This is a genomic window from Staphylococcus lloydii, assembly GCF_015775975.1.
In the GTDB taxonomy this organism is placed as follows: domain Bacteria; phylum Bacillota; class Bacilli; order Staphylococcales; family Staphylococcaceae; genus Staphylococcus; species Staphylococcus lloydii.
Genome location: NZ_CP064056.1, coordinates 1,064,704 through 1,089,298, shown reverse-complemented (window position 1 = coordinate 1,089,298; position 24,595 = coordinate 1,064,704). Strand labels below are relative to the sequence as shown.

The window sequence follows — 24,595 nt, the reverse complement described above, 5'->3', positions numbered from 1 at the left end:
CTTAATAACCAGTAATTTTACCTCTTTGTAATTTACCTGTAGATGTATATGGCAACTGTTCTACGCGTTCAAAATTTTTCGGTACTTTGTATTTAGCTAAATTATCCATTAGGAAATGATGTAAAAGATTATGATCTACATCTCTATCAGCCACATAGTATAAATAAGGCACATGGCCCCATGTAGCATCTTCAATGCCAATACACATTGCGTCTTTAATGCCAGCATAATATTTTGCTTTCGACTCAATTTCATATGGATAGATATTTTCTCCACCGCTTATTATTAAGTCTTTTCTACGGTCATAAACCATTACGTAACCTTGTTCATCAATCTCTGCTATGTCACCAGTGTTGAAAAATCCATCTTCAAAAACATGCGCTAGATTACTAGGATAAAGATAACCGTTCATCACATTGTTGCCTTTGATTAATAGTTCCCCGTGACCGTTATTATCAGGTTTTGTTATAGCGACTTGCACATTATCACTAGGCTTCCCAACAGTATCATATCGTTCGGCTAACATATCGGGTGAAGCCGTTAAAAATTGCGAACAAGTTTCCGTCATACCAAAGGAATTATATATTGGTAAGTTACATTGTAATGACTTATCAATCAGCTGACGTGATAATTTCGCCCCGCCAAGTAAGATTTTTTCAATATTATATGGTTGAGACAAACCTGCATCAAGTAACCATTGTAATGTTTGCGGTACAAGTGATAGATGTGTAGGCCGTTCTTCACGGATTATGTCTAACATACGTTGCGTATCAAATTTTTGTTCGATACGTACTGTAAATCCTTGTATAATTGCCCTTAAAATAACACTCAATCCTGAAATATGATATATAGGTAACACAGATAACCATACAGTATGATTGTCAAAACCTAAACTTTGTTTGCAACCTTGTGCACTCGCTAAATGGTTAGCAAAAGTTTGAGGCACTGCTTTTTGAGGTCCAGTCGTACCAGACGTGAACATAATGGAAGCGATGTGATTTAAATTAAAATCGGCCTTTTGTGTACCATGATTATTACTTTCTTTAGCAATAATTGCTTGCCCATCTATTATCGTTATGCCTTCTAAGTCTAGTTCTAGCGTTGCAACAATTGTGTCGACATCGATTGAGTCCATTTGATTTAAAATTTCTTGTTTGGTTAGTCTAGTGTTGACCATTGCTAATTCAATTCCAGCTATCCATGCAGCATTAATTAATATGATAGCATCTATACTATTGTTAATATATAACCCGATTCTAGTTCTGTTCAGTTCAACTAAATTATTAGCTACTTTTAAAGCCCTGTTATAACATGCTTTAAAAGTTAATTGTGTATTCCCATCATCGATGAAAATTTTATCGCCTTTGTTTTTAGCTTGTTGTTCTAACCAAAATTCCACTTTAACATTCCTCCATATCACTTATATTATAACTGTTTTAAATATAATGCGCAGTGGTTAAATTTTTATAATTTTATGTCCGTTGACACAAAAAAAGCACTCTAACTACTGGTATATCGTCAATAGTTAGAGTGCTTTAACTTAGGTTTATTTATAAGTAATCGTTTATCAATAAACACTAAATAGTTGAGCGTGGTAGTTTGGAAGGTTAACTACCATAACATATGCTAGTTTAATACAATGCGCTACAATTGTAATGAACTATAAAAAATATTAATAAAAATAGCTTAGGAGAAAGCGAATAAAAAAGAGATAAGCACATGTATTCTAGTTGTGTAAAATCCAGCATGCTACTGAAAGTTATCATGATGTTTATGTTCTTACCTCACATTCAATATAGCTTGTATTTGTTCAAATGTATATATGTACAAGCCTATAGGTAAAAAAGAACAATTAAATAGTAAAAAATAAGAAAGAATAATCAAAAAAAGAGAAGCAAGAACATTCTGTTGCTAAATCAAAGTCGCTAATTTGATCTAGCATCTAAGAAAATACTTGCTCCTCCTTCTTACTAGGGAATATATTTTATGAAAATATTTATGTGTTCACCACACAAAATTATTGTAGCATGATTATTCATAGTTTAGTGTCTAAACACAAACTTAGTAAAGAATTGAAATGATAAAGTAAAATTTATATGAATAGCACTAAAAATATAGTTACATGGAAAAAGGACAAAAGACATGATAATAAAATTACGATCACTCTTTGCCCTAATTTCCAAAAAATTATTAGTAGAGGTAAAATGGTGTATCAACACCATAAGCGTATTATACTGTTATTATATCTAAAATGGTTAAATACTTTGAAATAAGTAAAATATGCACTATATATTGTAAAAAACAAGTATTAAATTATGTGTCAGTATGAATTAGACAATTACTACTATTTAAATTTTACATTAGTTAGATTACTCTAGTTGGTTAATAAATATATTCTTATTTTTTACTTAAATGTTATATATTTTTACTAATCACTATATTATATATAAAACCTTAAATTCATTTGCTATACTTCTAACTGTCTTCTATTTATTGTTTTAGGAAGACAAAATGGTTTTTAGTACTATGCTTTCATAATTAAAAATAAACAACATCTGAACTTTTATTGGCTTATTCATACATTCATCTCAGTTCTACCATTAACACCAATAAGCCACTCAGATTATTATTTTTACACTAATCTTTTGATTAGTGTTTTTTTTTCGCTCTTCTCTTCTATTTTTTACTATATATTGTCAATTTTTTTCTAACTTAATGAGTGATATAGCTAAATAGTTAGTAAATTGCTATACTTTATTTAGCTACTTTAATTAACTAGAGTAGTAGTCATTTACTCTATGATATCTTACAGGGATGTTTTTATTCTCTTTAAACTTTTGAATATTCAATTCATATCTCCAAGTGAGCGCTAATTTAATCAATTAGCGCTTTTTTATTAACAATCGAATTTTGCGTACACCATTTACCTTCATGTCTAATATGCATTACAGCCATTAGACGTGTCTGATTTTTACCACTTTAAGTAAATAATTTACAACTTATTGTAAATTTCATAACCTACAAACATGCTATGCTTATATTGTAAAATTATTTTATTATGAAAAGAGAGATACTATGGATTACAATTATCAAATTCACGATTCTGATATTAATATAAAAGATAGCTTCAATAATATTCATATATTTTTTGTATTGTCTGGACATGTATCGTTTTATGACAAAGCTTATCTAGGTAAATTTCAAAAACATGAATTTTTTATACTCGAACCCTATACCTCTCCAAATTTACTTATAAATTCAGGTAAAGTTATAGCTCTAACCATTAATAAATTAAGTTTTAATAGATTTTCACTTTTCGGATGGGATCAACTTTATCTAGATAAATCTAAAATAGAACATTTTATTAAAAGAGAATTTCTCGAAACGGTAATCGCTATTTATGAAAAGGATCAGTTCAATGCTGATATTTGTATTATTAAATTGATTAACTATATACGTTTAGGACAGTATTTTAAAGAAAACACGTTAGAGAACGCAAATCCACTTGTAAAAAAAGTGTTAGATTACGTCAACAATCATTATAAAGAAGATTTATCATTAGCTGAAATTGCAGATAATTTTTTTGTGAATGCAAGCTATCTATCTAGAGTGTTTTCAGAATCAATGAATATCTCTCTAATTAAATATATCAGAAAAATCAAAATATATAGATTAGCTGTCGAAATGTTAACTTCTAATTATAATGACAAATGGAAAGAATACGGTTACCGTTCACATTCTACTTTTTTGAAAAATTTCCACCGTGTTTTTAACATGTCTCCAGATGAATTTATAAAAAAATATAAAACAACACAACCATATAAAGAATCTTTCCCTAACGAACTATACCTTCATTTAAAAGAATTAGCAGCGCAATATGCGATAGATTAAAACAGCCAAAAGTCAAAAGACTTTTGGCTGTTATTTATTAAAGTTAATTATTTTTATATGTTTCAACTACATCTTTTAAAATTTCAATGACTTTGTCTTGTTGTGCTTTTGTTAAATCAGAACTTGAAGGTAAACACACGCCACGTTCAAAAATAGCTTTTGCATTGTCTATATCTACAGAAACATAATCATAGTCACTATACAATGGCTGCATATGCATAGGCTTCCACACCCTTCTGGCTTCAATATCATGCTCTGCTAATTTTTTAATGATAGTCATAGGTGTTATTGTATTGTCTTTATTTGTTAATACAAATGCCGTCAACCATCGATTTGATACTGTATTATTAAGTTCAATTTGGAATTTAACTTTAGTAGATTGTAAGGCTTGTTCATACCTATCGAATATAGTACGTCGTTGTTTTACTCTTTTTTCAAGTACTTCTAATTGTCCTAATCCGATTCCAGCACAAATATTACTCAATCGATAATTAAATCCTAACTCACTATGTTGATAATGAGACGCATCATCTCTCGCTTGCGTTGCTAAAAATAAAGCGTGTTTTATCGCGTTAGTATTGTGAGACAGCAACATTCCGCCGCCGCTCGTCGTTATAATTTTATTACCATTAAACGAAAATATACCGAAATCTCCGATTGTACCGCTCATCTCACCTCTGAAGCTTGATCCTAGGGACTCTGCAGCATCTTCTATTAAAGTAACATTATATTCATTACATAACGCTATGATTTTATCAAATTGTGCTGTCTGTCCGTATAAGTTCACTACAATTATAGCTTTAGGTTTTTGACCTATTGCCGTATATTGTTGTAATGCTTTTTCCAAAGCTCTTGGACACATATTCCAAGTATCTAGTTCAGAATCTATAAATACCGGACGTGCTTGTAAATATAATATAGGATTTGCGGTTGCACAAAATGTTAGTGACGAACAAAATACAACATCATTTTGTTTTACGTCACTTTCTATAAGTGCGAGATGGATAGCCGCTGTGCCACTACTTAATGCTAAAGTTGATTTTGCACCCGTATAACTTCGCATCTTTTTCTCAAAATTGTTTACATTATCACCTAAAGGCGCTATCCAGTTTTTCTTAAATGCATCATTAATATATAGTTGCTCACTACCACCCATGTGTGGTCGAGATAAAAAAATTCTGTCGTTACTCATGATGTTGTCACCTCTTATTTTTCGCTGGCGAGCCATAGACTGTATTATTATCTGCTATGTCGTTTATAACAGTAGATCCTGCGCCCACGATAACATTTTTACCGATAGTGATATTTGGAATAATCGTGGCACCTGCACCAATAAATGACCCTTGATTAATAACTACACTCCCTGTCAACGTGACATGGGGCGCAATATGTACATAATCATAAATCTTATTATCATGTTCAATACAACTCATTGTATTAATGATACAATGCTTACCAATCGCAGTATCTGTATTAATAGTAATATTTGCCATGATAACACTGCCTTTGTCTATTTTTACATTTGAACCGATAGTGGCTGTTGGATGAATGAGCGTTGCATAATTTAACTTGATATGAGCAAATCGCTGAACAATTTGTTGTCGTATTATATTATTACCAATAGCTATGATAAAGTGATGATCACGATAATAATGTCCAATATTCGTTAAATTATCAAATACAATTTCATTATGATAACTTCTTCGTGTAATTGCATCGTCAAGATAACCAGATAATTGATAGTTCTTTGATTGCTTCACGATGTCACTGATTACTTTGGCATGCCCACCGTTACCTATTAATATTATTTTTTTCATTATTTTGTACCCTTAAATTTATACATAGTCGCATGATTGTGGGCGTTTACGTTTTTACGTAATAGTACTTTTATGACAGTCATTAAAATAATATATAAATCCAATTTCATAGTTTGATTATTGACGTACCACACATCATATTTAAATTTCTTTTCCCAGGATAATGCATTTCTACCTTTTATTTGAGCAAGGCCAGTTATCCCTGGCTTTACAGCGTGGCGTGTTCTTTGCTTCGCATTATATAATTTTAAATACTCCATTAATAATGGACGCGGTCCAACTATACTCAAGTCACCTTTTAATACATTAAATAGCTGTGGTAATTCATCAATACTAGTACTGCGTATAAAAGAACCTAATCTCGTTTTACGTAATTCATCAGGTAACAGCACACCGTTGAGATCTTGTTGATTCGTCATAGTTCTAAACTTGAATAAAGTAAAAGGTACTTCGTCTTTACCAGGACGCATTTGTTTATAAAATACTGGTTTCCCCATATTCAACCTAATTAGCACCGCACATATGATGATTATTGGTAAGGTTAACGTTAAACCTAGCACACTGATTATGATATCCAATACTCTCTTTTTCATAAGTTCACTCACCTTTTTGAAGCTGTTCAAAAACTTCTATCTGTTGTTGTACGACTTGGTGTTCATCATAGTATTTGTGCGCAAATTCATGACTTCTGTCTTTAAATTCAGCTAATAGTTTGGGGTTGTTTGCTAACGCATCAATTTTAGTTGCTATATATTGAGGTGCACTTATCGGCACAATATATCCATTAACATTGTCTACGACTTCTTCTCTACATCCTCTTATATTTGTAGCAATAATTGCATTTTTCATCGCCATTGCTTCAATAATTGATCTAGGCATCCCCTCCCTATAAGAAGGTAAACAGAATATATCACTTAAATATAAATAGTCATTTATATTGTCTATAGAACCAGTGAAAATAATGTTATGTTGCTTTTGCTTTTTATATTTTTCTAAAGTATTTACAGTCGTTGTGTCACGTTCACTTTGATGCGTGTCCCCGATAATAAAAACTTTAATATTTTGATGCTTTACTTTCTCAATCGCTCCAAGCAAATCAATAATGCCTTTTTCCTCTACTAAACGACCGATAAATGTAATGATTAACTCACCTTTTTTAATATTATGCTGTTGTTTTAAACGCTTAATATCTTGTTGATTTACTTTGTCATAATTAAATTTATCTTTTAAATCAATGCCGTTACTAATCCATCGATAATGATGTGCATTTTTATGTGATAAAAAGTTGTGACGTATCGCTACTTCATAATCTTCTTTACTTTGTGTAAATAAATAATCCGTAAACAATCTAGCCATTAACTTTTCAATAAAAAAATAAAAGTAATAACGACTTCTAGGCATACCATCATGAAAATAAAAGCCGTGTGCCGTATAAATAACCGTAGGGATTTTTGCTATTTTAGCGGCTAATCTACCCAAAACTGCTGCCACTGGTGTATGTACGTGAACGATATTGGGTTTTTCTTGTTTCATTAATTTTACAAGATGGAACACTGTTTTTATATTATTAAAAACCTTAATATCTCGATCGATATTGATATTGTGATAAACAATACCTTCTTTCGATACCATGTCAAAATGATGTTCCATTTTACTAACACAATGAACGTCGAATCCTTTTCTCGCACAAGTTTCATTTAAATTTCTCAATAACTTTTTGTGTGTCATTTCTATAGCGGCAATTTGCATAATTCTCATAGTTATAACCTCCAAAAATATTGGGTTACTTTAACATCGTCGTCAGCAATTATAGCTTTAACATCGCAAATAACACCGTTATCTTTTATGAGATTTAAATAACTTTGCTTTTGTTGTAAGTATAAATCATGAGCTACCGCAAAAATTGCTACATCAGCTTGTGGCAGACTTTCAAAATCTTGTAATTTAATGCCATAAATTTTTGCAGCTTCTAACTTATCAGCAACAGGATCATGACTATATATATCTAGGCCATATTCTTTAAGTTCTTGAATCACTTGAATCACTTTTGTATTTCTTAAATCTGGACAATTTTCTTTAAAAGTAAGCCCATAAACGTTTACTTTGGCACCATGAATAGTTATACCTTGCTTAATCAATGCCTTAATAATATTTAAAGCGATAAATTTAGCAATATTGTCGTTTATCCTTCTACCAGACAAAATAACTTCTGGATGATAGCCGATAGATTCCGCCTTGTAAGTTAAATAATATGGATCGACACCAATACAATGTCCACCGACAAGCCCAGGTTTGAAGTTTAAAAAATTCCATTTTGTGCCTGCTGCTTTTAACACTTCTGAAGTATCTATGTTTAATTGGTTAAAAATAATTGCCAATTCATTCATTAAGGCAATATTGACATCGCGTTGTGTATTCTCTATTACTTTAGCCGCTTCGGCTACTTTAATAGATGAAGCTTTATAAACGCCCGCTTCAATTACAGAACCATATACCTCGGCCATCTCATCTGTGATTTTCTCATTCTGTCCGGCAACAATTTTCGTAATAGTTGTAAATCGATGTGTTGTATCTCCAGGATTAATTCGTTCTGGAGAGTATCCAACAAAAAAGTCTTGTCCGTATAACAGTTTCGATTCTTGTTCTAAAATCGGCACACAGACTTCTTCGGTTGCACCAGGATAGACAGTAGATTCAAAAACGACAATTGTTCCTTTCTGTAACGCTGATCCTACAGTTTCACTTGCTTTAATCAAAGGTGTTAAGTCCGGTTGATTATGTTCATCTATAGGCGTAGGAACAGCTACTATTATAAAATCTGCCTCAGTTAATTCCTTCTTGTTATTGGTAAATTTAATATTTGCTTCTTTTAAATCTTTTGTAGTTACTTCGTTCGTGCAGTCAATATTGTTTTTTAATTCTTCAATACGTTGTGTATTTATATCAAAACCTATTACGTCATTTTCTTTGCCAAATGCGACAGCTACTGGTAGTCCAACATAACCTAAACCCACTACTGCAATATTCTTTTTCACTGACAACATTCCTTTTCTTTATTTATAGTAATCAACATACCAATCGATGAATTGCCCTACACCTTCATTAACACTGACTTGTGGTTTGAAATTAATATCTCGATATAAGTCATCTACATTTGCGTATGTTTCGGGAACGTCTCCCGGTTGTAATTCCATATAATTTTTAATTGCTTGTTTATTTAACTTACGTTCTATGGCTTCAACAAAGTCCATTAACTTAACTGGTTGACTATTACCGATGTTATAAATTTTATATGGCGCAAAAGAAGTTGCAGGGTCCGGTTCTACCCCATCCCAATTGCTATTGTGACTTGCAGGTTGATGAACAAGTTTAGCAATGGCTTCAACGATATCTGATACATAAGTAAAATCGCGCATCATGTTGCCATAATTATAAACATCAATTTTTTCTTCATTTATAATAGCCTTCGTAAATTTAAATAGCGCCATATCTGGTCGACCCCACGGCCCATATACAGTAAAAAATCTTAATCCGGTCGTCGGCAAATGATAAAGAGAACTATATGTATGGGCCATCAATTCATTCGCTTTTTTCGTCGCGGCATAAATACTGAGTGGATGATCAACGCTATCATGAACGTTGAAAGGTTGTTTTTTATTTGCGCCATAAACTGAACTTGATGAGGCGTATATCAAATGTTCAATTTGATAATGTCGACAACATTCTAATATGTTCATAAAACCTTTAACGTTTGCATCAATGTATGTATGAGGGTTAGACAAACTATATCTCACACCAGCTTGCGCAGCTAAATTAATAACAACTGAAGGTCGTTCTTCTTTAAAAATCACTTCCAATTGTTCGTAATCAGCTATATCTTGGCGATAAAACTTGAAATTATTTGTTCCAATCAGTTCTAAACGTCGTTCTTTTAAGCCGACGTCATAATAATCATTTAAATTATCTATACCAATGACGTTCAGATTTTTATCTATGAGTTTGCGTGCTAAATGTGAACCAATAAAACCTGCGACGCCAGTAATCAAAACTTTCATATTAGCTTTCCTCCAATTTCTTTTTAATTTGCATTGGTACGCCAGCACCTAAATGATTTGTTATTAAGTTTTTATTAGCGACCGTTCCAGCTGCAACAACCGTCCTATCTTCGATTGTTACATTGCTTAAAATCCTAGCTCCACACCCTATCCATACATCATTACCGATAATTACAGGTCCCTTAATAACGTCATTATATTTAATAGGTAAAGCGCTATCTTGCCACGTATGTGACGAACTTAATATTGAAGTAGCATGTGCTATTGAAACATCGTTTCCTATTTTTATACCGCCATAGCCATCGATGTAGCACATATCATGTATATTCACGTTGTTGCCGATTTCAACATGATGTATATTTTTCAAAGAAACGTGTTTACCAATATAAATATTGTTACCTGTCCGTTCGCATATGCTCGCCACAATACAATATCTAAGCGCAATTTGTATTTTTAAATTTGTTGTTGTATTTAATTCATATAATAAATAGCGCAATTTAAGAGGTAATAATTTGAGCAATTTACTTAAATACTTGAGTAATTTATAAATCACATGTCTTACCTCCTTCTTTTGTAAAATATATAGTAGTTTATAAACATCGTGAGTACCATTGCTACCTTATCCCTATGTCTTAAAGCAGTTCCGTATTTGTAAGTCCCAATTGCGAAAGTAAAAAACATACCGTATACGGTGATTAAGACAATTAGAATACGTTTATTTTTAGTTTTTTTATATAAACGTAATGCTAGAAATGTAGCTAACAAAATGACGCAAATATCAAACAATCCTATGACGTCAGCAAACGTTCTAACTTCCCATGGAAATGGTTTTAACAAAAAGAAAGTTATTTGTTTTAACTTAGTCTGCAAACCATTAGACTCATTTACGGACAAATAATCTGCCCTAGAATTCAAATCTAAAGCTTTAGTATGATCTTCAGTATTAATAGTATTTTGCACTTTAGCATCATTAGTATTGGCAATAAATATAATAAAACTAGAGATAAATAATATTGAAAGCATAACTCTAAATGGCAGTTGTAAGTTTGAAGCCATAATAAAATAGCATGCCAACACTATAAACAACCCTAATAGGCCGATATGAAAGACCGAACCAACTATCAAAGCACTTAGGCAAATGAAAAAATACATAATGTTTTTCGTTAAATGTAACTTCAGCAATGCATAAAGAAATAACATAATGAACATAATGATAAACATTTCTCTTAGCGTAATAACAGTTGTGAAAATATAAATCGGGTATAACGTATATAACGTGACAGTTATAATCGATACGCGAGAGTTGTTTAAGACATGCATACATATTTTATAAAATAATATTACCGTTATCGTATGAACTGTAATATTTACTAAGCCTGGAATCAAAACGTGTGGGCGACCTAAAAAATATAGCATCGCTAAAAATTGAGAATATGCTCTAGAGTTTTGGAATAAATCCACATTAGTTGAAAAAAGATAATGATAATAATAATTGCTTGCTAGTTTTTCAAAGCGTAAGTCATCATTACCAGATCCTGGTAATACATGTACATATTGATGAATAATTAAAAAGACTACATATAATATCCACTGCATACATACAAGTATGATTAACTTCACATCGTACTTTTTTATTAACATATAAGATAAAACTACTAAATTGACAAAAATGAGAATAAAAAAATTACTATAACCCTGCCATAGAGAAACTATAAGTAAAGCAAGCAATATTAAAGTGAAAATGATTGATTTAATCCCCATGGCTAACTCCTCTAATAATGTATATTGATAAAAGCAGCTTCAAACTAAAAACTGTAATGGCAAATAGTACGAATACAAGCGTTGCACCAAATACTGAATAAATCGGTATAAGACTTACGCTACCAATAAGCACTACTAAGACACTGATAATTTGTGTAACTGTGTTATACACATATTTTTGAAATGTATTTATAAATAAATCCAGTAAGATACTGCTATAAACAGCAAAACTGCTATATATAATAAGCAGAAATTCATTTTTAAAACTTACATAGTGTTTATTGAAAAGTGTCTGTATAAGGTGATCTACATTAAAGGGTAATAAAATAAGTAATGACAATACTACTACGACATTGCCCCCTAATATTGTGAAAAGTAAACGTTGTAAAAACCGTTTATTGTGCTTTTGATTAACAACACGTGGCAATAAAAAGTTATATAGTGAATAATAAAAAATGTTACCTGCAGAATAAATAATAATTAAACTACTAAAGATACCTACATCGATTAATGAATTATTATTTTCCAATATGTATTTAGGTATATTTGTATTTAAAGATGATAAAAATAATGCTATCGATAATGGCATACCAATTTTTATTAGTACGTATAATTGTTGCCAATTTAAGTGTTTTATTGTTAAGTATCTTCTATTTTTGTAAGTTGCAAAAATAATGACGCTAAGACTATAAATTAATAGTGCAAGAAATAAATTAGTGAAAACATAATATCCTATGACTATTAAACTAAATTGGAAGATAGAAAATATAATTTTATAAAGACCAACTTTCCAATGCTGATTTGCCTTTATATAATAGCTATAATCTATCTCTATTAGACTATCGGCAAGCTTACTTAGTGCAATCACAATCATTAGCTTATACAAATGAGTTTCTATCGTTGAAAAGAAATAAATGAATAAACTATAAATTATTAATGCAATGATCATATTGAGCCATCTTGTAAAATATAGCATCGACTTATATAATTCTGGCTTTGTCACTATTAACGTGTTATAACCAAATGACATGAGTAATAAGATTGGTGCAATTACGGCTAGGCCATATGTATACGCCCCAAGTTCAACTTTTGTACCTAATTTTATGATTAGAACTATAACTGACCACTGCATAATTCCATAGGCTATATTTCCGACTAAATAGACCAAAAAATTTTTATTCAAGATATTTTTCACTTCTTCTAGCGAAATCAATAATATCTATTTCACCTAAGCCAATTTGAGTTATACACTGATAAAGTTTAGAAGATTCATATACCTTCGATTTTCCAATATATATTTTGTCGTATATTTGTTGTGGATGGATTTCATCTTCTTTTAATAATTCTTCAAATAATTTTTCGCCTGGACGAATACCAGAGTATTCAATGCGAATATCATTACTATTTTTACCGCTTAATTTAATTAAATTCTTGGCTAAATCGACTATTTTTACAGGTTCACCCATATCTAATACAAATATTTCTCCCCCTTTAGCCAGAGCTCCAGCTTGCAACACTAATCGAGCCGCTTCTGGTATCGTCATAAAGTAGCGCGTCATATCAGGATGAGTCACCGTTACCGGTCCACCTTGTTCTATTTGCTTTTTAAATAATGGAATGACCGATCCTCTTGATCCAAGTACGTTTCCAAATCTCACAGCAACAAATTGCGTGTTACTGTTGTTATCGTTAAGACTTTGCACTATCATTTCAGCTATACGTTTACTTGAACCCATGACATTAGTTGGATTTACAGCTTTATCTGTCGAAATCATTACAAACTTTTTAACATCTTCTGCTTTTGCTACTTCAGCAATATTCTTAGTTCCAATTACGTTGTTTTTAAAAGCTGCATCTGCATTGACTTCCATTAATGGCACGTGTTTATGTGCTGCTGCATGATAAATAGCATGTGGTTTATATTGGTTAATGATAGAAGCTATTTGCATTTTATTCTGTATATCAGCTATAACAGGTATGATTTCTATCGTTTGTGCGTATTTATTAATTAACTCCTGATTAATTAAATAAATGCTATTTTCTCCATGACCTAGTAAAATAACTTTTTGAGGTCGAAAATTGCATATTTGGCGACATATTTCTGATCCTATTGAACCACCTGCGCCTGTCACTAAGACAGTTTGATTCGTTATCCCTTTTGCTATTTGAGCCATATCCAATTCTACAGGCTCTCTACCTAATAAATCTTCAACGTCTATTTTCTTCAGTTGATTTACTTCAAGTTCACCTGACAATACGTCATTAATGTTAGGCATTTTAAAAAGGTCTACGCCTGCTTCATTACACATTTCATTAATACTAGCTAATTTAGATTGTTCCAACGAAGGTATAGCAACAACTAACTTTTGAATTTTATATTTTTCAATTAACTCAGGAATTTGTTCAATCGTGCCTTGTACCTTCACATCGTCTATGATTACCATCTTTTGTTTATTCGGATTATCATCTACGGCCAGCAACGGTTCCATAGCCATATTGTTCATTTGTCTTAATAATAATGAAGCGCTTTGCCCTGCGCCAACTATCAATGTAGGTTTTTTCTTTAATGGTTGCCCAATTACTTTTCTTCTATAAATTCTCCAAAACATACGAGAACCGCCAATAAAAATTAAATGCAGCATCCAAGTAATAAAGTACAATCTAATAAATAGATGCGTCCACGAAATTAAAGACACAATCGTTGCAGTAATTAATATTGATGTTGAAATAGATCTCACTATAATCATTAGTTCACTTATGCTCGCGTACTCCCAAGCTCTATGATATAATCCGAAAAAATATGCCGTCCCAAAATGGGAAATAAGCAAAATAATAGAGCTTAATATTAATAATTTAATGGGATAAAATTCATAAAATGGTTTTAAAATAAAATACCCTAAAAATATTGAGAATGAAACGATGAGAGAATCTATTGCAGTAAGAATGAATAAGCGTTGTCTAGTATTGAAATGTGTCATTCTATTCACCTCTACTTTGTGTTAATTTATCTCTTGTTGGTAAAATTAATAGGTTGCTGCTTATCTATAGTTGAATTTCTGATTATTAATTGCGAGTGGTTAAACATCGTTTCAATTTTGGTATTTAACTTTTTTAATTTCCTATTTTTAAATAATTTTGCTATTTCAAAAGGTCTTGATACGCTATGATGCGCATCAGACGCTACGAAGTGTGTTAATTCATAATCAATCATTTTGAGTGAGATTTTTTGAATTTTCTTTCCTAAATTTCCTAAAAGCGAACTAGCGGTCAATTGACTCAAGGCTCCCATATTAATTAAGTCAAATAGTACACTTAAATCATTTGCTAATATTTTATTTCTTTCAGGATGTGCAATAATTGGAATAAAACCCATAATTTGTAAATCATAAAACAATTGCTTTGTATAAAGTGGCACTTCATTTGATGGGAACTCAATCAATATATATTTAGAGTCATTTAACCCAGTAATATTCCCTTGTGCAATTTCATCTACAATTTGATCAGTTAACCTCACTTCTTGGCCATGATAAATAGTTATACCTATATTTCTAATCGCTGGAATTTGCATGATTTCATTAATTAACGCCTTTACATTTTGAATATTATTCGTGAATCTTGGACTTAAATGATGTGGCGTAGCTATAATACCTGTTATACCTTGTAACTTAGCTTGTTGTAACAAATCAATAGTCTGTGCTATATCTTTCGGACCATCATCTATACCAGGCAAAATATGGTTATGTATATCTATCATTTTTCATCGTTTCCATAATAATAGTAATAGTTTAAAGTATTATCTAATGGTACTTTATTAAGTATGGCACCTATAATTTTTGCTCCTGCAGCATCTAATAAATCCTTAGCTTTTTTTACTTCATCTCTATCATTTCTTTGGACATCTATAACTAAAATGCTATGCTTTGCTACTTGTGCAAATAATTGAGCATCAGTAACAGCATTGATGGGTGGCGTATCAATAATTATAAAATCATAAATTTCTTCTAGCTTTTTAAAAATTTCAACAAATCTCTTTGATCCTATTAATTCAGACGGATTCGGAGGTACGATGCCAGACGTTAAGACATATAAATTTTCTATTTCAGTAGATTTAATAGCATCTTCGTAGTTTGCTTTATTAATAATTAAATTCGACAACCCTTCAGAATTCGATAAATTAAAAACATAATGTTGTGACGGTTTGCGCATATCACCATCTATAATTAACGTTTTATAACCTGCTTGCGCGTAGGTAACTCCAATATTTGAAGAAATTGTCGTTTTTCCAGATAAAGGTTTTTCAGACGTAATTAAAATACATTTTGTAGCATTCGAAAACATAATGTTAGATCGAATCGTTTTAAACTTTTCACTTATCACCGATTTAGGATTATGATGTACAAATAATTTTGCTGTATTCGTTGCATTTCTTTTAAACATTTTTGCCCTCTTCTCATTCATATTTTTGAATTAATCCAAGTACAGGAATATCTAAGTTTTCTTTTACATCTGTTTCATTTTTAATACGCTTATCTGTTAAATGTCTAAATATCATTATAATAATCGCTAACACTAAACCACTTGTAAAACCAATAGCTGCATTGATCAATATTTTTGGTGATACTTGTACTGCAGTATTATTTGCATTTGATAATATAGATACATTATTTACATCCATAATCTTCGGTATTTCTTTTTGGAAAGTTTTAGCTACATTATTTGCAATACGTTCCGCTTCTTTAGCATCCTTACTTTGAATCGCAATATTTAAAATTTGAGTGTCCGTCTGATTAGTTACAGTTAACATTTTTGCTAATGCATCTGCCTCATATTTTACGTTGCTCTCTTTCGCAACTTTTTCTAAAATTCTAGGACTTTTAATAATTTCTGAATACGTATTTACGAGTTGTAAATTTGATTGAATTTCTTGTACTTTATTATTAAAGTTTAGAGGCTGTGTCTTTTTTTCATATACTAATATTTGTGTTTTCGCTACATATTTATCATCAATAAAGTAATTTGTTATTACAATACTAATAATTAAGAAAATCAGTGGCATAGTTATGAACAAAACGATGTTCTTTCTCACTATTTTCTTAATTTCTAATAAATTTAAATTACTATTCATATTGCCTCCTATAACTACTATTTAATGGTCATATTTGATTTCTAATTTTATGTCTCCAAACATGTCACGCTCCTAACTCTCTTTCTATTTTCATTCTCGAGAAAATCAAACAGGCTTATTTAATTTCTATTTTAATTAATAAGAAATTAAATAGTAAATATAAACATAATATATTTTTATGTTTATATACATTGGCATTATAGCACCATTTAAACTGTGATATTGATTTTTGCAAAGCAAAGTAAAATTAAGTTAATAAAAAGTAAAAAGAAGTCTCGCGCAATGGCATCGTTTAATATTTGTAGTCATTTTAAAAATGTGCGCGATTTTTTAATAATCATGATAATATTTGTGAAGTATTAAAGTAGGAAGTTTTATTACTCGAGAAAAAAGGTTGTTGTTATATATTTAAATAAAAAAAGACAATCGCTATTGCGATTGTCCCTTAACCCTATATGTTACTAATGGAGATAAATGGTGTCATAACACCTACAATGATTATATCAACAATTATTTGTTAAATGTTAACTCCTATAATCTAAGTAAATTTTATATACATATAAGTAAAATATATAAATATGAAATTGCTATTTGTAATTTATTTAATACTTATAACTTTCAAAACTCATCTATTGCGCTATTATTTGTTATTTAAAATCGACACTATATCGTCAGGCTTTTTACCAATAAGTTCTTCTAATAAAGGAGAAGTTTTATCAAAATCTCCTTCTACACTTGCATGGAAGATATTAATAAACATTTTTTCTGTTCTTCTGGTAAATTAGGAATTGCATTAAGTTGCTCATAAAATTCCTCATCACTAATCACTACTCTTGTTAAAGTTTCTTGAGTATATTCTTGAGCAATTTCTTCCATAGTTAATGCACGTGCACTCGTTAAAACAGGAAGTTGTTGATCGAATGATTCATCTTGTAATATTGCTACCAAACCTTGAGCTAAATCTTCATGTGTCGTCCAATTTATCGGCCCATTTTTAGGTAAACGTAATGCGCCGTCTTTTATACCAATCGAGAAGAAAAATTGCCCACTTGCAGAATAAAAGCCATGACGTAAAGATACAAAGTTTAGTCCACTTTGATCTAGTAATTCTTCAGTTTTAAAATGGTCTACCATTGGTTGAAAATAGGACGCTGGTGAGCTACCAATTTGGCTAGTATAAAGCAATCTTGACACACCTGCTTCTTTCGCCGCATTGATGACGTTATTATGGGCTTGAACTAATTCGTCACCTTGTCCATTGCCCGAAATAACCACTAATTGATCTGCGCCGTTAAATGCTGTTGTTAGCGTCTCAGGCTTTTTAAAGTCTCCTTCCCTTACACTTACACCTTGAGCCGCTAAATGTGCAGCCTTAGACGTGTCTCTTACGCTAACGCCTATTTCACTAGCAGGGAATACTTTTAATGCTTCTTCCACAACTAATTGCCCTAATGTACCTGTTGCGCCAGTTATAACTATCATAATGTATTACCTCTTTTTTAAATTTATTATGTAAAATGTAGTATTGATTAAAATTTACAGCAATGTATTCGAAATATTTTAACTTACACTAAACACAAAAGACAACTCATGACGAGTTGCCTTTCTTATATTATGCTTCAGTTACTTTTTTCGGTAAAACAAATACACCTTGAATAATCGTATCAGAAGTACCTGTACGGTTATCTAATCTTAGGGCTATGGCTTGCACACCTTGAGGTACAGTAACATTTTCTATTCTATATTTACCTTCTTCCGTTTTAGTAATCGCCGTCACTGTTTTATTTAAATTATTATTTTGGTCTTGGAAGCCATATTCTAACTTCGTATTTGGATCAATCTGGCTTGTCATGACTAAAATGTTAAATTGTTTTCCTGGAGCAAGTTGACCTTGTGCTTTAAGGTTATAGAATAAGTAACCTTTTGGTTTAAGTGTTAATGAACCATCTGGATTAAATGAATTAATAGGTGTTGTATTTAAAGCTTGGAAGCTTAAAAATTGTTCATCCTTCATATATTCAGCGAATTTCCCTAAGTGTTGTAAGTTGTCTGGAATGACTAATAAGTTTTCGACTTTATCTTGTTTACTTTCTGCAGTCACCAACTTAAAGAATTTGACGTGCGTATTTGTCGTACCTTCACGGTTATCTAAACGTAACGCAAATTTCTTCGCACCTTGAGGAATCGTGAAATTTTGTAATTGATATTGACCGTCAGCAGTTTTAGGTATTGGGCTAATTTCAACAATATATTGCTCATTATCACCTTGAACAGCATATTCAAACTTAGCGTTCTCTGCTACTTGTGGAGCTAAAATTGTTAAATTAACTCGCTTACCTGGTGCTAAGTCATTTTCAGTTTTAAAGTTATAGAATAAGTAACCATTAGGTTTTAATGTGACTGATCCATCTGCATTCAGCGAGTTAACAGGATCAGTATTTAATGATTGGAATCCATATATATAACCATCACCACTTGATTGAGCATATTGGTTTAAACGTTCTTTGTTACCCGGAACGACTACTAAATTATTTTTCAGTGCAGCTTGTGCAACTTCTTTTGTTAAAGCTTCTAATTTTGATTTAACTGCTTCGAATTGTCCTTCAGCTAAGTCATTAGTACCTACCGCTTCAACTTTTGTTTTTAGTGCCTCCGCATCTTGTTTAGTCGCTGTTATAATTGGTTTTAATGTTTCAATATTACTTAGTAATTCTTGTTTTAATGAAGAAACTGTTTGACTATTGAACGTGCTTATTACAGGTGTTAAATCAAGTTTTCCGAAACCTACGTTAGACCCTGCTCTAGTTTCTAATTCTTTAGAATCACTAAGAACATAACCCCATAACTTATCACTATCTTTATCAATTACTGCGTCTTTCTTAAATGTTATTAAGAAATCAACATTTCCACCAACTTTAGCTTTACCTTCAGTGTGTATTTCATCTTCTTTGAGCCAGTAAAAACCTTTGTTGTCTCTTTCTAAAACAGCTACTTTATCTTTAGTATTCCAACTGTATTTGGCAACGACTTTATCAATCTTTCTATTTAATGCTTCATTAGTTCTTAAGCCCCATTGTGCAAAACGCTGTTTCCAATTCCACCAGTTATATGTTTGAGATGAAGAAAATTGTAAAGTTTGTTTTGCTACATTAACTTTTAATGTTTGTTGACCATTATCTTTAGTCACGTTGTTATCTAACGTATAAGTATTCGTTAGGTTATTACTTGCACTATCATTTGTTAACTCTTTGTATAATTGATCGTTATCTCGTCCTTCAATTAAGTCATACATTGCAGTTAGTAATTTATTAATTTCTGTGACGTTACTTGCACCAATTGTTCTCGTGTTTACACTTTCAGAGATAGCATCATAATTTTTGTCATAAATATTGTTCCAATCTTGTGCTACGAAACCGGAATGACGCGTTACTTGTCGCAAGAAGAATTTACGCTCTTCATCAGATAAATTTTTACTATGCTCTTCAATATATTTCAATACATTAACGTCTTTAGTATTTGCATTCACTGTTCGTTTTTTAGGAGTAGTAGGTCTAACTTCTTTTAAAGCACTCGTAACACGTTGATCGATATTTGCTAATTTAGCCGTAGCTTCTGCATATTGCTCAGCCGTCGTAGTTGTTGCTGTAGCTTTAGTTACTAATCCTAAGTAGTAATCTTTATGTGCATCTTGATCAGAAAAACCACGTTTAGCATCATTAATTTTACTCATTACACTTTGTTTTAAAGTATTTAATGCGCTGTCATTGAATTTTTTCTCGAAATTTTGTTGACCTAAGTTAATTTTTTTAAAGCCATAATTCACGACTGTCGAAGGATTTTTCATATCTGAATCACTTAAAATATAACCCCAAAGCGCATCCTTTGTTTTGTCTAATACAGCATTCTTTTTAAATTTAACAACGAAGTTTACGGCTCCACCTAAATGACCTTTATAGCCGTGTTTTTCATTGTCTTTAAACCAGTAGAATCCATCTTTATCCCTTGTTACTACATCATCATGCTGTTTGCCATTCCATCTGTATTTTAATCTTACTTCATCTATTTTATTATGAATTGACTGATTTGTACGTAAACCCCAATGTTCAAATCTATGCTTCCAAGGAATCCACTTTCCACCTTGTTGAAATGTAAGAGGTACAATGTTTTTACTTAATTGTAAGTTAAGTGATTGCTTGCCATCTTTGTCTTTATTGATTGTGTTACTAAGTGTGTACTGATTTGTACGCGGTGCTTTATTGTCTGATCTTAAATCTGTATAAAATTCATCTTTATCTCTGTCTGTCACTAATTTTTGTAAGGCATCCGTTATAATTTTTACGTTTTGTACTTTTTCATTTTTTATTGTACGTTTATCAACATTCATGCTTTTAGCATTGTAATTTTTATCATATAAGTTTTGCCATTGACGTGCATGTAATGGCGTTTCGCGTGCTATAGAACGAAGGAAAAATTTACGTTCATTTTCTGTTAAATGTTGGCTATTTTCATCTACATATTTGAAAGCATCTACTTCTTTAGTTTTCGTGTTAATATCTTTTTTCTCAATTTGTGCTTGTTTTAAAACCGGCTTAACGGGTTGTTGTCTTTGTTGAGCCACATTTTGCTGTGCTTGCGCTTGAACTTTTGGCTGAACAGGTGCTTGTACAGCTTGTGGCTTGCTTGTATTCGAAGTAGTTTGTGCATTAGGTTGTTGTACTTTAGCATTTGAACTACTAGCTTCAGCACTGTTATCAGCAGTTACTACTTGCGCATTTACTCTATTATCGCTTTGTGAGGGTGCTTGGGCAGCTGATGAATCTGCTACAGCACTTCCATCGTCACCTTGTCGACTTGATACATCACTTTGTTGTTCTTCAGCCGCTTGCGCATTCTGTCCATAAAAAAAGATACTACCTACAAGTATCGATGCAAGACCTACACTAAATTTTCTAATTGAATATTTGTTGTGTCTTCTAGCTGAAAATTCTTCATTATATTTCAATTTAGATCTACTCCCATTATTAAATTTTTGCCTAACATTACCCTATAATTTATTTACTATAAATATAATAGAGCTGGTTAGAATTGAATTATATAAACATTTATCCATCATTAAAAGATACTTAGTGATTATAGTAAAAGAACATAGGTAATTAGGTAAAAAACATATAAGAAAGTTGAGTTTATTTAACTTTTATTAGTATTTGTTGAAATGTTTTCTCAATAATTAAATAAAAAGCCCACTATTTAAAGTGGACTTAAAAAGAAATTAATTATTGTAAGGTAATTTAAAAATATACTTTTAAAATTATTTGTATATGCAGAATTGTTTAAGTTTTCGCTCCGTAAATATACTACTATATTCAGCAGCAAACTTTTTTACTAACTTTACCTTATAATTTACTCATCTTCCTTATATAGAAAACTTCGCTATACTATAAAACAGTATAACGAAATTTCTTTCTATCTTGATTTATAACTGAAAACTTAAATTATTATAATCTTTCGTATAATAAGGTTTTACCTTTCTAGTTGCTAATTGTTCAATATTAAAATTCTCCCTATAGTTACCTATTCTAATTTTGTGATATTGAGATTGCTCACTCACTTCTAATGACAAATCATAGATTTCTTTTTTCTTAAATTTTTCTGCATGGAATGGAATTTCAAGTTTGAACAAATCATCTTCTAAAGTAGTCACTTTAGGTTCAACCACCTCACATTTTGAAGTTTCTTTATTTTCTAAAGTAGAACGATGGTAAAACATCCCTTTGAATTGTGGTTCGAGGTTACCTTCAGTATTTAATTTTACTTTCACATCAATTTTGAAATTATTTTTATTTAGCTTTTTCTGTGTGATATTTAACAGTTTAGCTTCTGGATTAAAAGCTTTTTCACGCGTTGTTGTGCTTTCAAACAAATTCATCCAAGCCTTTGCAAAGTTTTCATCAGAATATTGTTGTGCTTTTGTTATCGCAGCTGAAGAAAATTGTTGTTGCTCTGTTGAAGATTTTTCCAAGTATTGAATCAATGATGTAGCTAAACCATCGATATCACCGTTATTCACCAAGAATCCATTAACGCCATCATCAATCATATCTGAAGGGCCATATTTAATATCGTATGCAATTACAGGTGTACCATTGGCAATACTCTCTTGTATAACTAAGGCAAAACCTTCATATTGAGACGTTAATAATGAACAAGTTGCACTTTGTAAAATTTGGTTAACGTTATTTGTATACCCCATCAATTTTACATGTTCTTGTAAATTTAAGTTATTAATTAAATTCTGAAGTTTTATACTTTCTTCACCATCACCATAAATATAAAGTTTGGCCTCTGGTTTTACCGTTACCACTTGCTTAAATGCTTTAATTGCATGATCTAACCTCTTCTCTTCATGTAAACGAGAAATCAAAACAACTTTATTCTCTTCTTTAGTTTCAGAAATTTCAGAAGTTTTAATTGAGTGTGGTATCACGTAATAGTTATTTCTAAAACCAAAGCGTTTAACTATATCTTGCTTTTGTTGATTCGTTAATAATACAAGCGCGTCAATATCATTCAAATTATTTAATACTGTTCTATTTCCCAATCTAATTACATCTGTACCTGGTCGCAAATGAATACTATGCGTCATAAAAATCTTTCTCACTCTATCGTCATCAATATTCATTATATTTGGATCTTGTGCTCTAGCTTCCCCTACTAGATAAGTACAATCATCAGTTATAAATTGTTTTATAAAATATTCTTTAAATTCATCAAAAGACTTAAATCTTATCGGTTCTTTGTCTAGTAGAACTACATTTTTTATTTTTTGCTTATTACTCGTAGCATCATATTCTCTAGTCGTAATAGGCGTATTATCAAGTTTAAAAAACACCTGTCTCGACAACTTATTATTAAAATAGTAACTCGACCAATATAGATAACCCTCTGCATCAATAATATCTTTTTGCATACAAATACTATTGTCACTAAAATGCTTAACTTCGTGAATTAAATTATTTTTATAAATAATTTCATGTTTTTTTATACCCCCATCGTAAAATTCCCTTATGTTTTCATTTACATTAACAGTTAATAAATGATCAGTATTAATTTGATATTTAATAGTATCAACTTTTGCACACTGTTTTCTAAAATACTCATTCAAATTTAGAATTTCAACTTTACCTTCTAAATTATATCTTTGCATAATTTCTGCACGCGTTTGATCAAAATCATGTGCAGCATGAAAAGTGAGTATTTTAGATTTAACCCCTTCATAGTCATACAAAATTCGAACTTTGTTAAGCAATGAAGCAGTTAATCCACCATGATCTTTGTCTAACCTACTTGTTATAAAAATTATATTTTTCAAGTATAACTCCCCTTTAAAAAACATTCTTGTATTAAACATTATCACAATTAATAACAAATATATAGTATATTATTAATATTTATACATTATTATTTAAAAATTACACATTACTAATTATTAATTATTGATTATTTAAAAATATTATTTCTAGTAATATTGCACTTCAACAAATTTTTTCATCAATTTTCAGTACCTTTTATTTGCTAATTTTATAAATTGCAATATAATGTGAGTGATTCACATTTTTCAATATTTAATAGTATGAAATTTCTATTTAGCTATATTTAATAAAGAACAATTTTTCAGTTGAATAGAATTAAAAGCAAGGAGTAAAATCCAATATGGACTATGAAAAGCAAATTAAAAAAATGGGATGGACAAGAAGAGAGGTTAAAAATCGTATTGAGGGACTTACCGATGAAAAAATCAATGACGATGATCTTCAACAAAAAAGTAGCAAAAATGATTCTCGTGAGAATGTTGCAGATACAGTAGCTTCCTTTTTTAATAACGATAATAACAACAATTAACGTAAGCATACTTTGATGTTGTTAAAAATAAATATTTACGCTGATTT

The 24,595-nt window shown here is 30.9% G+C and carries 19 protein-coding genes; 2 read left to right on the top strand and 17 right to left on the bottom strand.

Annotation, left to right across the window (positions count from 1 at the left end):
- Position 1: 1 nt before the first annotated feature.
- On the bottom strand, positions 2–1,399 hold the full coding sequence (gene menE, locus ISP08_RS05330) for an o-succinylbenzoate--CoA ligase (RefSeq protein ID WP_195717942.1): 1,398 nt from the start codon (positions 1,397–1,399) through the stop codon (positions 2–4).
- Between the two features lie 1,676 nt (positions 1,400–3,075).
- On the opposite strand from menE, the gene ISP08_RS05325 reads away from it, so the two are divergent.
- On the top strand, positions 3,076–3,891 hold the full coding sequence (locus tag ISP08_RS05325) for a helix-turn-helix transcriptional regulator (RefSeq protein WP_195717941.1): 816 nt from the start codon (positions 3,076–3,078) through the stop codon (positions 3,889–3,891).
- Between the two features lie 43 nt (positions 3,892–3,934).
- Here ISP08_RS05325 and ISP08_RS05320 read toward each other — a convergent pair whose 3' ends face one another.
- From ISP08_RS05320 to ISP08_RS05245, 16 genes are all read right to left on the bottom strand, one after another.
- Complete coding sequence (locus tag ISP08_RS05320; protein ID WP_195717940.1) at positions 3,935–5,083, bottom strand: DegT/DnrJ/EryC1/StrS family aminotransferase; 1,149 nt, start codon at positions 5,081–5,083, stop codon at positions 3,935–3,937.
- 7 nt (positions 5,084–5,090) lie between these two features.
- A complete protein-coding gene (locus ISP08_RS05315) occupies positions 5,091–5,708 on the bottom strand; it encodes an acetyltransferase (RefSeq protein ID WP_195717939.1) in 618 nt (205 codons plus the stop codon).
- Positions 5,708–6,301 (bottom strand): sugar transferase, encoded by a 594-nt coding sequence (locus ISP08_RS05310; protein ID WP_195717938.1) that lies wholly within the window; start codon positions 6,299–6,301, stop codon positions 5,708–5,710. Before ISP08_RS05310 ends, ISP08_RS05315 begins: the two co-directional genes overlap by 1 nt.
- Before the next feature lie 4 nt (positions 6,302–6,305).
- Entirely contained in the window at positions 6,306–7,466 is a 1,161-nt protein-coding gene (locus ISP08_RS05305; RefSeq protein ID WP_195717937.1) for a glycosyltransferase family 4 protein, read from the bottom strand.
- 2 nt (positions 7,467–7,468) lie between these two features.
- A complete protein-coding gene (locus ISP08_RS05300; protein ID WP_279610849.1) occupies positions 7,469–8,743 on the bottom strand; it encodes a nucleotide sugar dehydrogenase in 1,275 nt (424 codons plus the stop codon).
- Between the two features lie 18 nt (positions 8,744–8,761).
- Positions 8,762–9,763, bottom strand: a complete 1,002-nt coding sequence (locus ISP08_RS05295) for an NAD-dependent epimerase (protein WP_195717935.1) — start codon at positions 9,761–9,763, stop codon at positions 8,762–8,764.
- A 1-nt stretch (position 9,764) separates the two neighbouring features.
- Positions 9,765–10,316 carry an acyltransferase gene (locus tag ISP08_RS05290; protein ID WP_195717934.1) on the bottom strand — a complete coding sequence of 184 codons (552 nt, stop codon included), beginning with the start codon at positions 10,314–10,316 and terminating at the stop codon, positions 9,765–9,767.
- Positions 10,317–10,321: 5 nt separating this feature from the next.
- Positions 10,322–11,359: a hypothetical protein gene (locus ISP08_RS05285; RefSeq protein WP_196931190.1), complete on the bottom strand. Its 1,038-nt coding sequence runs from the start codon at positions 11,357–11,359 to the stop codon at positions 10,322–10,324.
- A gap of 154 nt (positions 11,360–11,513) precedes the next feature.
- The gene (locus tag ISP08_RS05280) at positions 11,514–12,656 is read right to left on the bottom strand and encodes an MATE family efflux transporter (RefSeq protein ID WP_196931189.1); all 1,143 of its coding nucleotides are present in this window, start codon (positions 12,654–12,656) and stop codon (positions 11,514–11,516) included.
- A 43-nt stretch (positions 12,657–12,699) separates the two neighbouring features.
- Entirely contained in the window at positions 12,700–14,502 is a 1,803-nt protein-coding gene (locus ISP08_RS05275) for a polysaccharide biosynthesis protein (RefSeq protein WP_195717931.1), read from the bottom strand.
- Positions 14,503–14,528: 26 nt separating this feature from the next.
- Positions 14,529–15,278, bottom strand: a complete 750-nt coding sequence (locus ISP08_RS05270) for a tyrosine-protein phosphatase (RefSeq protein ID WP_195717930.1) — start codon at positions 15,276–15,278, stop codon at positions 14,529–14,531.
- Positions 15,275–15,961 carry a polysaccharide biosynthesis tyrosine autokinase gene (locus ISP08_RS05265; RefSeq protein ID WP_195717929.1) on the bottom strand — a complete coding sequence of 229 codons (687 nt, stop codon included), beginning with the start codon at positions 15,959–15,961 and terminating at the stop codon, positions 15,275–15,277. The genes ISP08_RS05270 and ISP08_RS05265 overlap by 4 nt, the downstream gene beginning before the upstream one ends.
- 13 nt (positions 15,962–15,974) lie before the next feature.
- Positions 15,975–16,649: a Wzz/FepE/Etk N-terminal domain-containing protein gene (locus ISP08_RS05260; RefSeq protein ID WP_195717928.1), complete on the bottom strand. Its 675-nt coding sequence runs from the start codon at positions 16,647–16,649 to the stop codon at positions 15,975–15,977.
- Between the two features lie 729 nt (positions 16,650–17,378).
- Positions 17,379–18,131 (bottom strand): NAD(P)H-binding protein, encoded by a 753-nt coding sequence (locus ISP08_RS05255; protein ID WP_229294056.1) that lies wholly within the window; start codon positions 18,129–18,131, stop codon positions 17,379–17,381.
- Between the two features lie 130 nt (positions 18,132–18,261).
- Positions 18,262–21,651: a YSIRK-type signal peptide-containing protein gene (locus tag ISP08_RS05250; RefSeq protein ID WP_195717927.1), complete on the bottom strand. Its 3,390-nt coding sequence runs from the start codon at positions 21,649–21,651 to the stop codon at positions 18,262–18,264.
- 471 nt (positions 21,652–22,122) lie between these two features.
- Positions 22,123–24,018: a glycosyltransferase gene (locus ISP08_RS05245; protein ID WP_195717926.1), complete on the bottom strand. Its 1,896-nt coding sequence runs from the start codon at positions 24,016–24,018 to the stop codon at positions 22,123–22,125.
- Between the two features lie 341 nt (positions 24,019–24,359).
- Between ISP08_RS05245 and ISP08_RS05240 the strand changes: the two genes are divergently transcribed.
- The gene (locus ISP08_RS05240) at positions 24,360–24,548 is read left to right on the top strand and encodes a hypothetical protein (RefSeq protein ID WP_195717925.1); all 189 of its coding nucleotides are present in this window, start codon (positions 24,360–24,362) and stop codon (positions 24,546–24,548) included.
- Positions 24,549–24,595 lie beyond the last annotated feature (47 nt).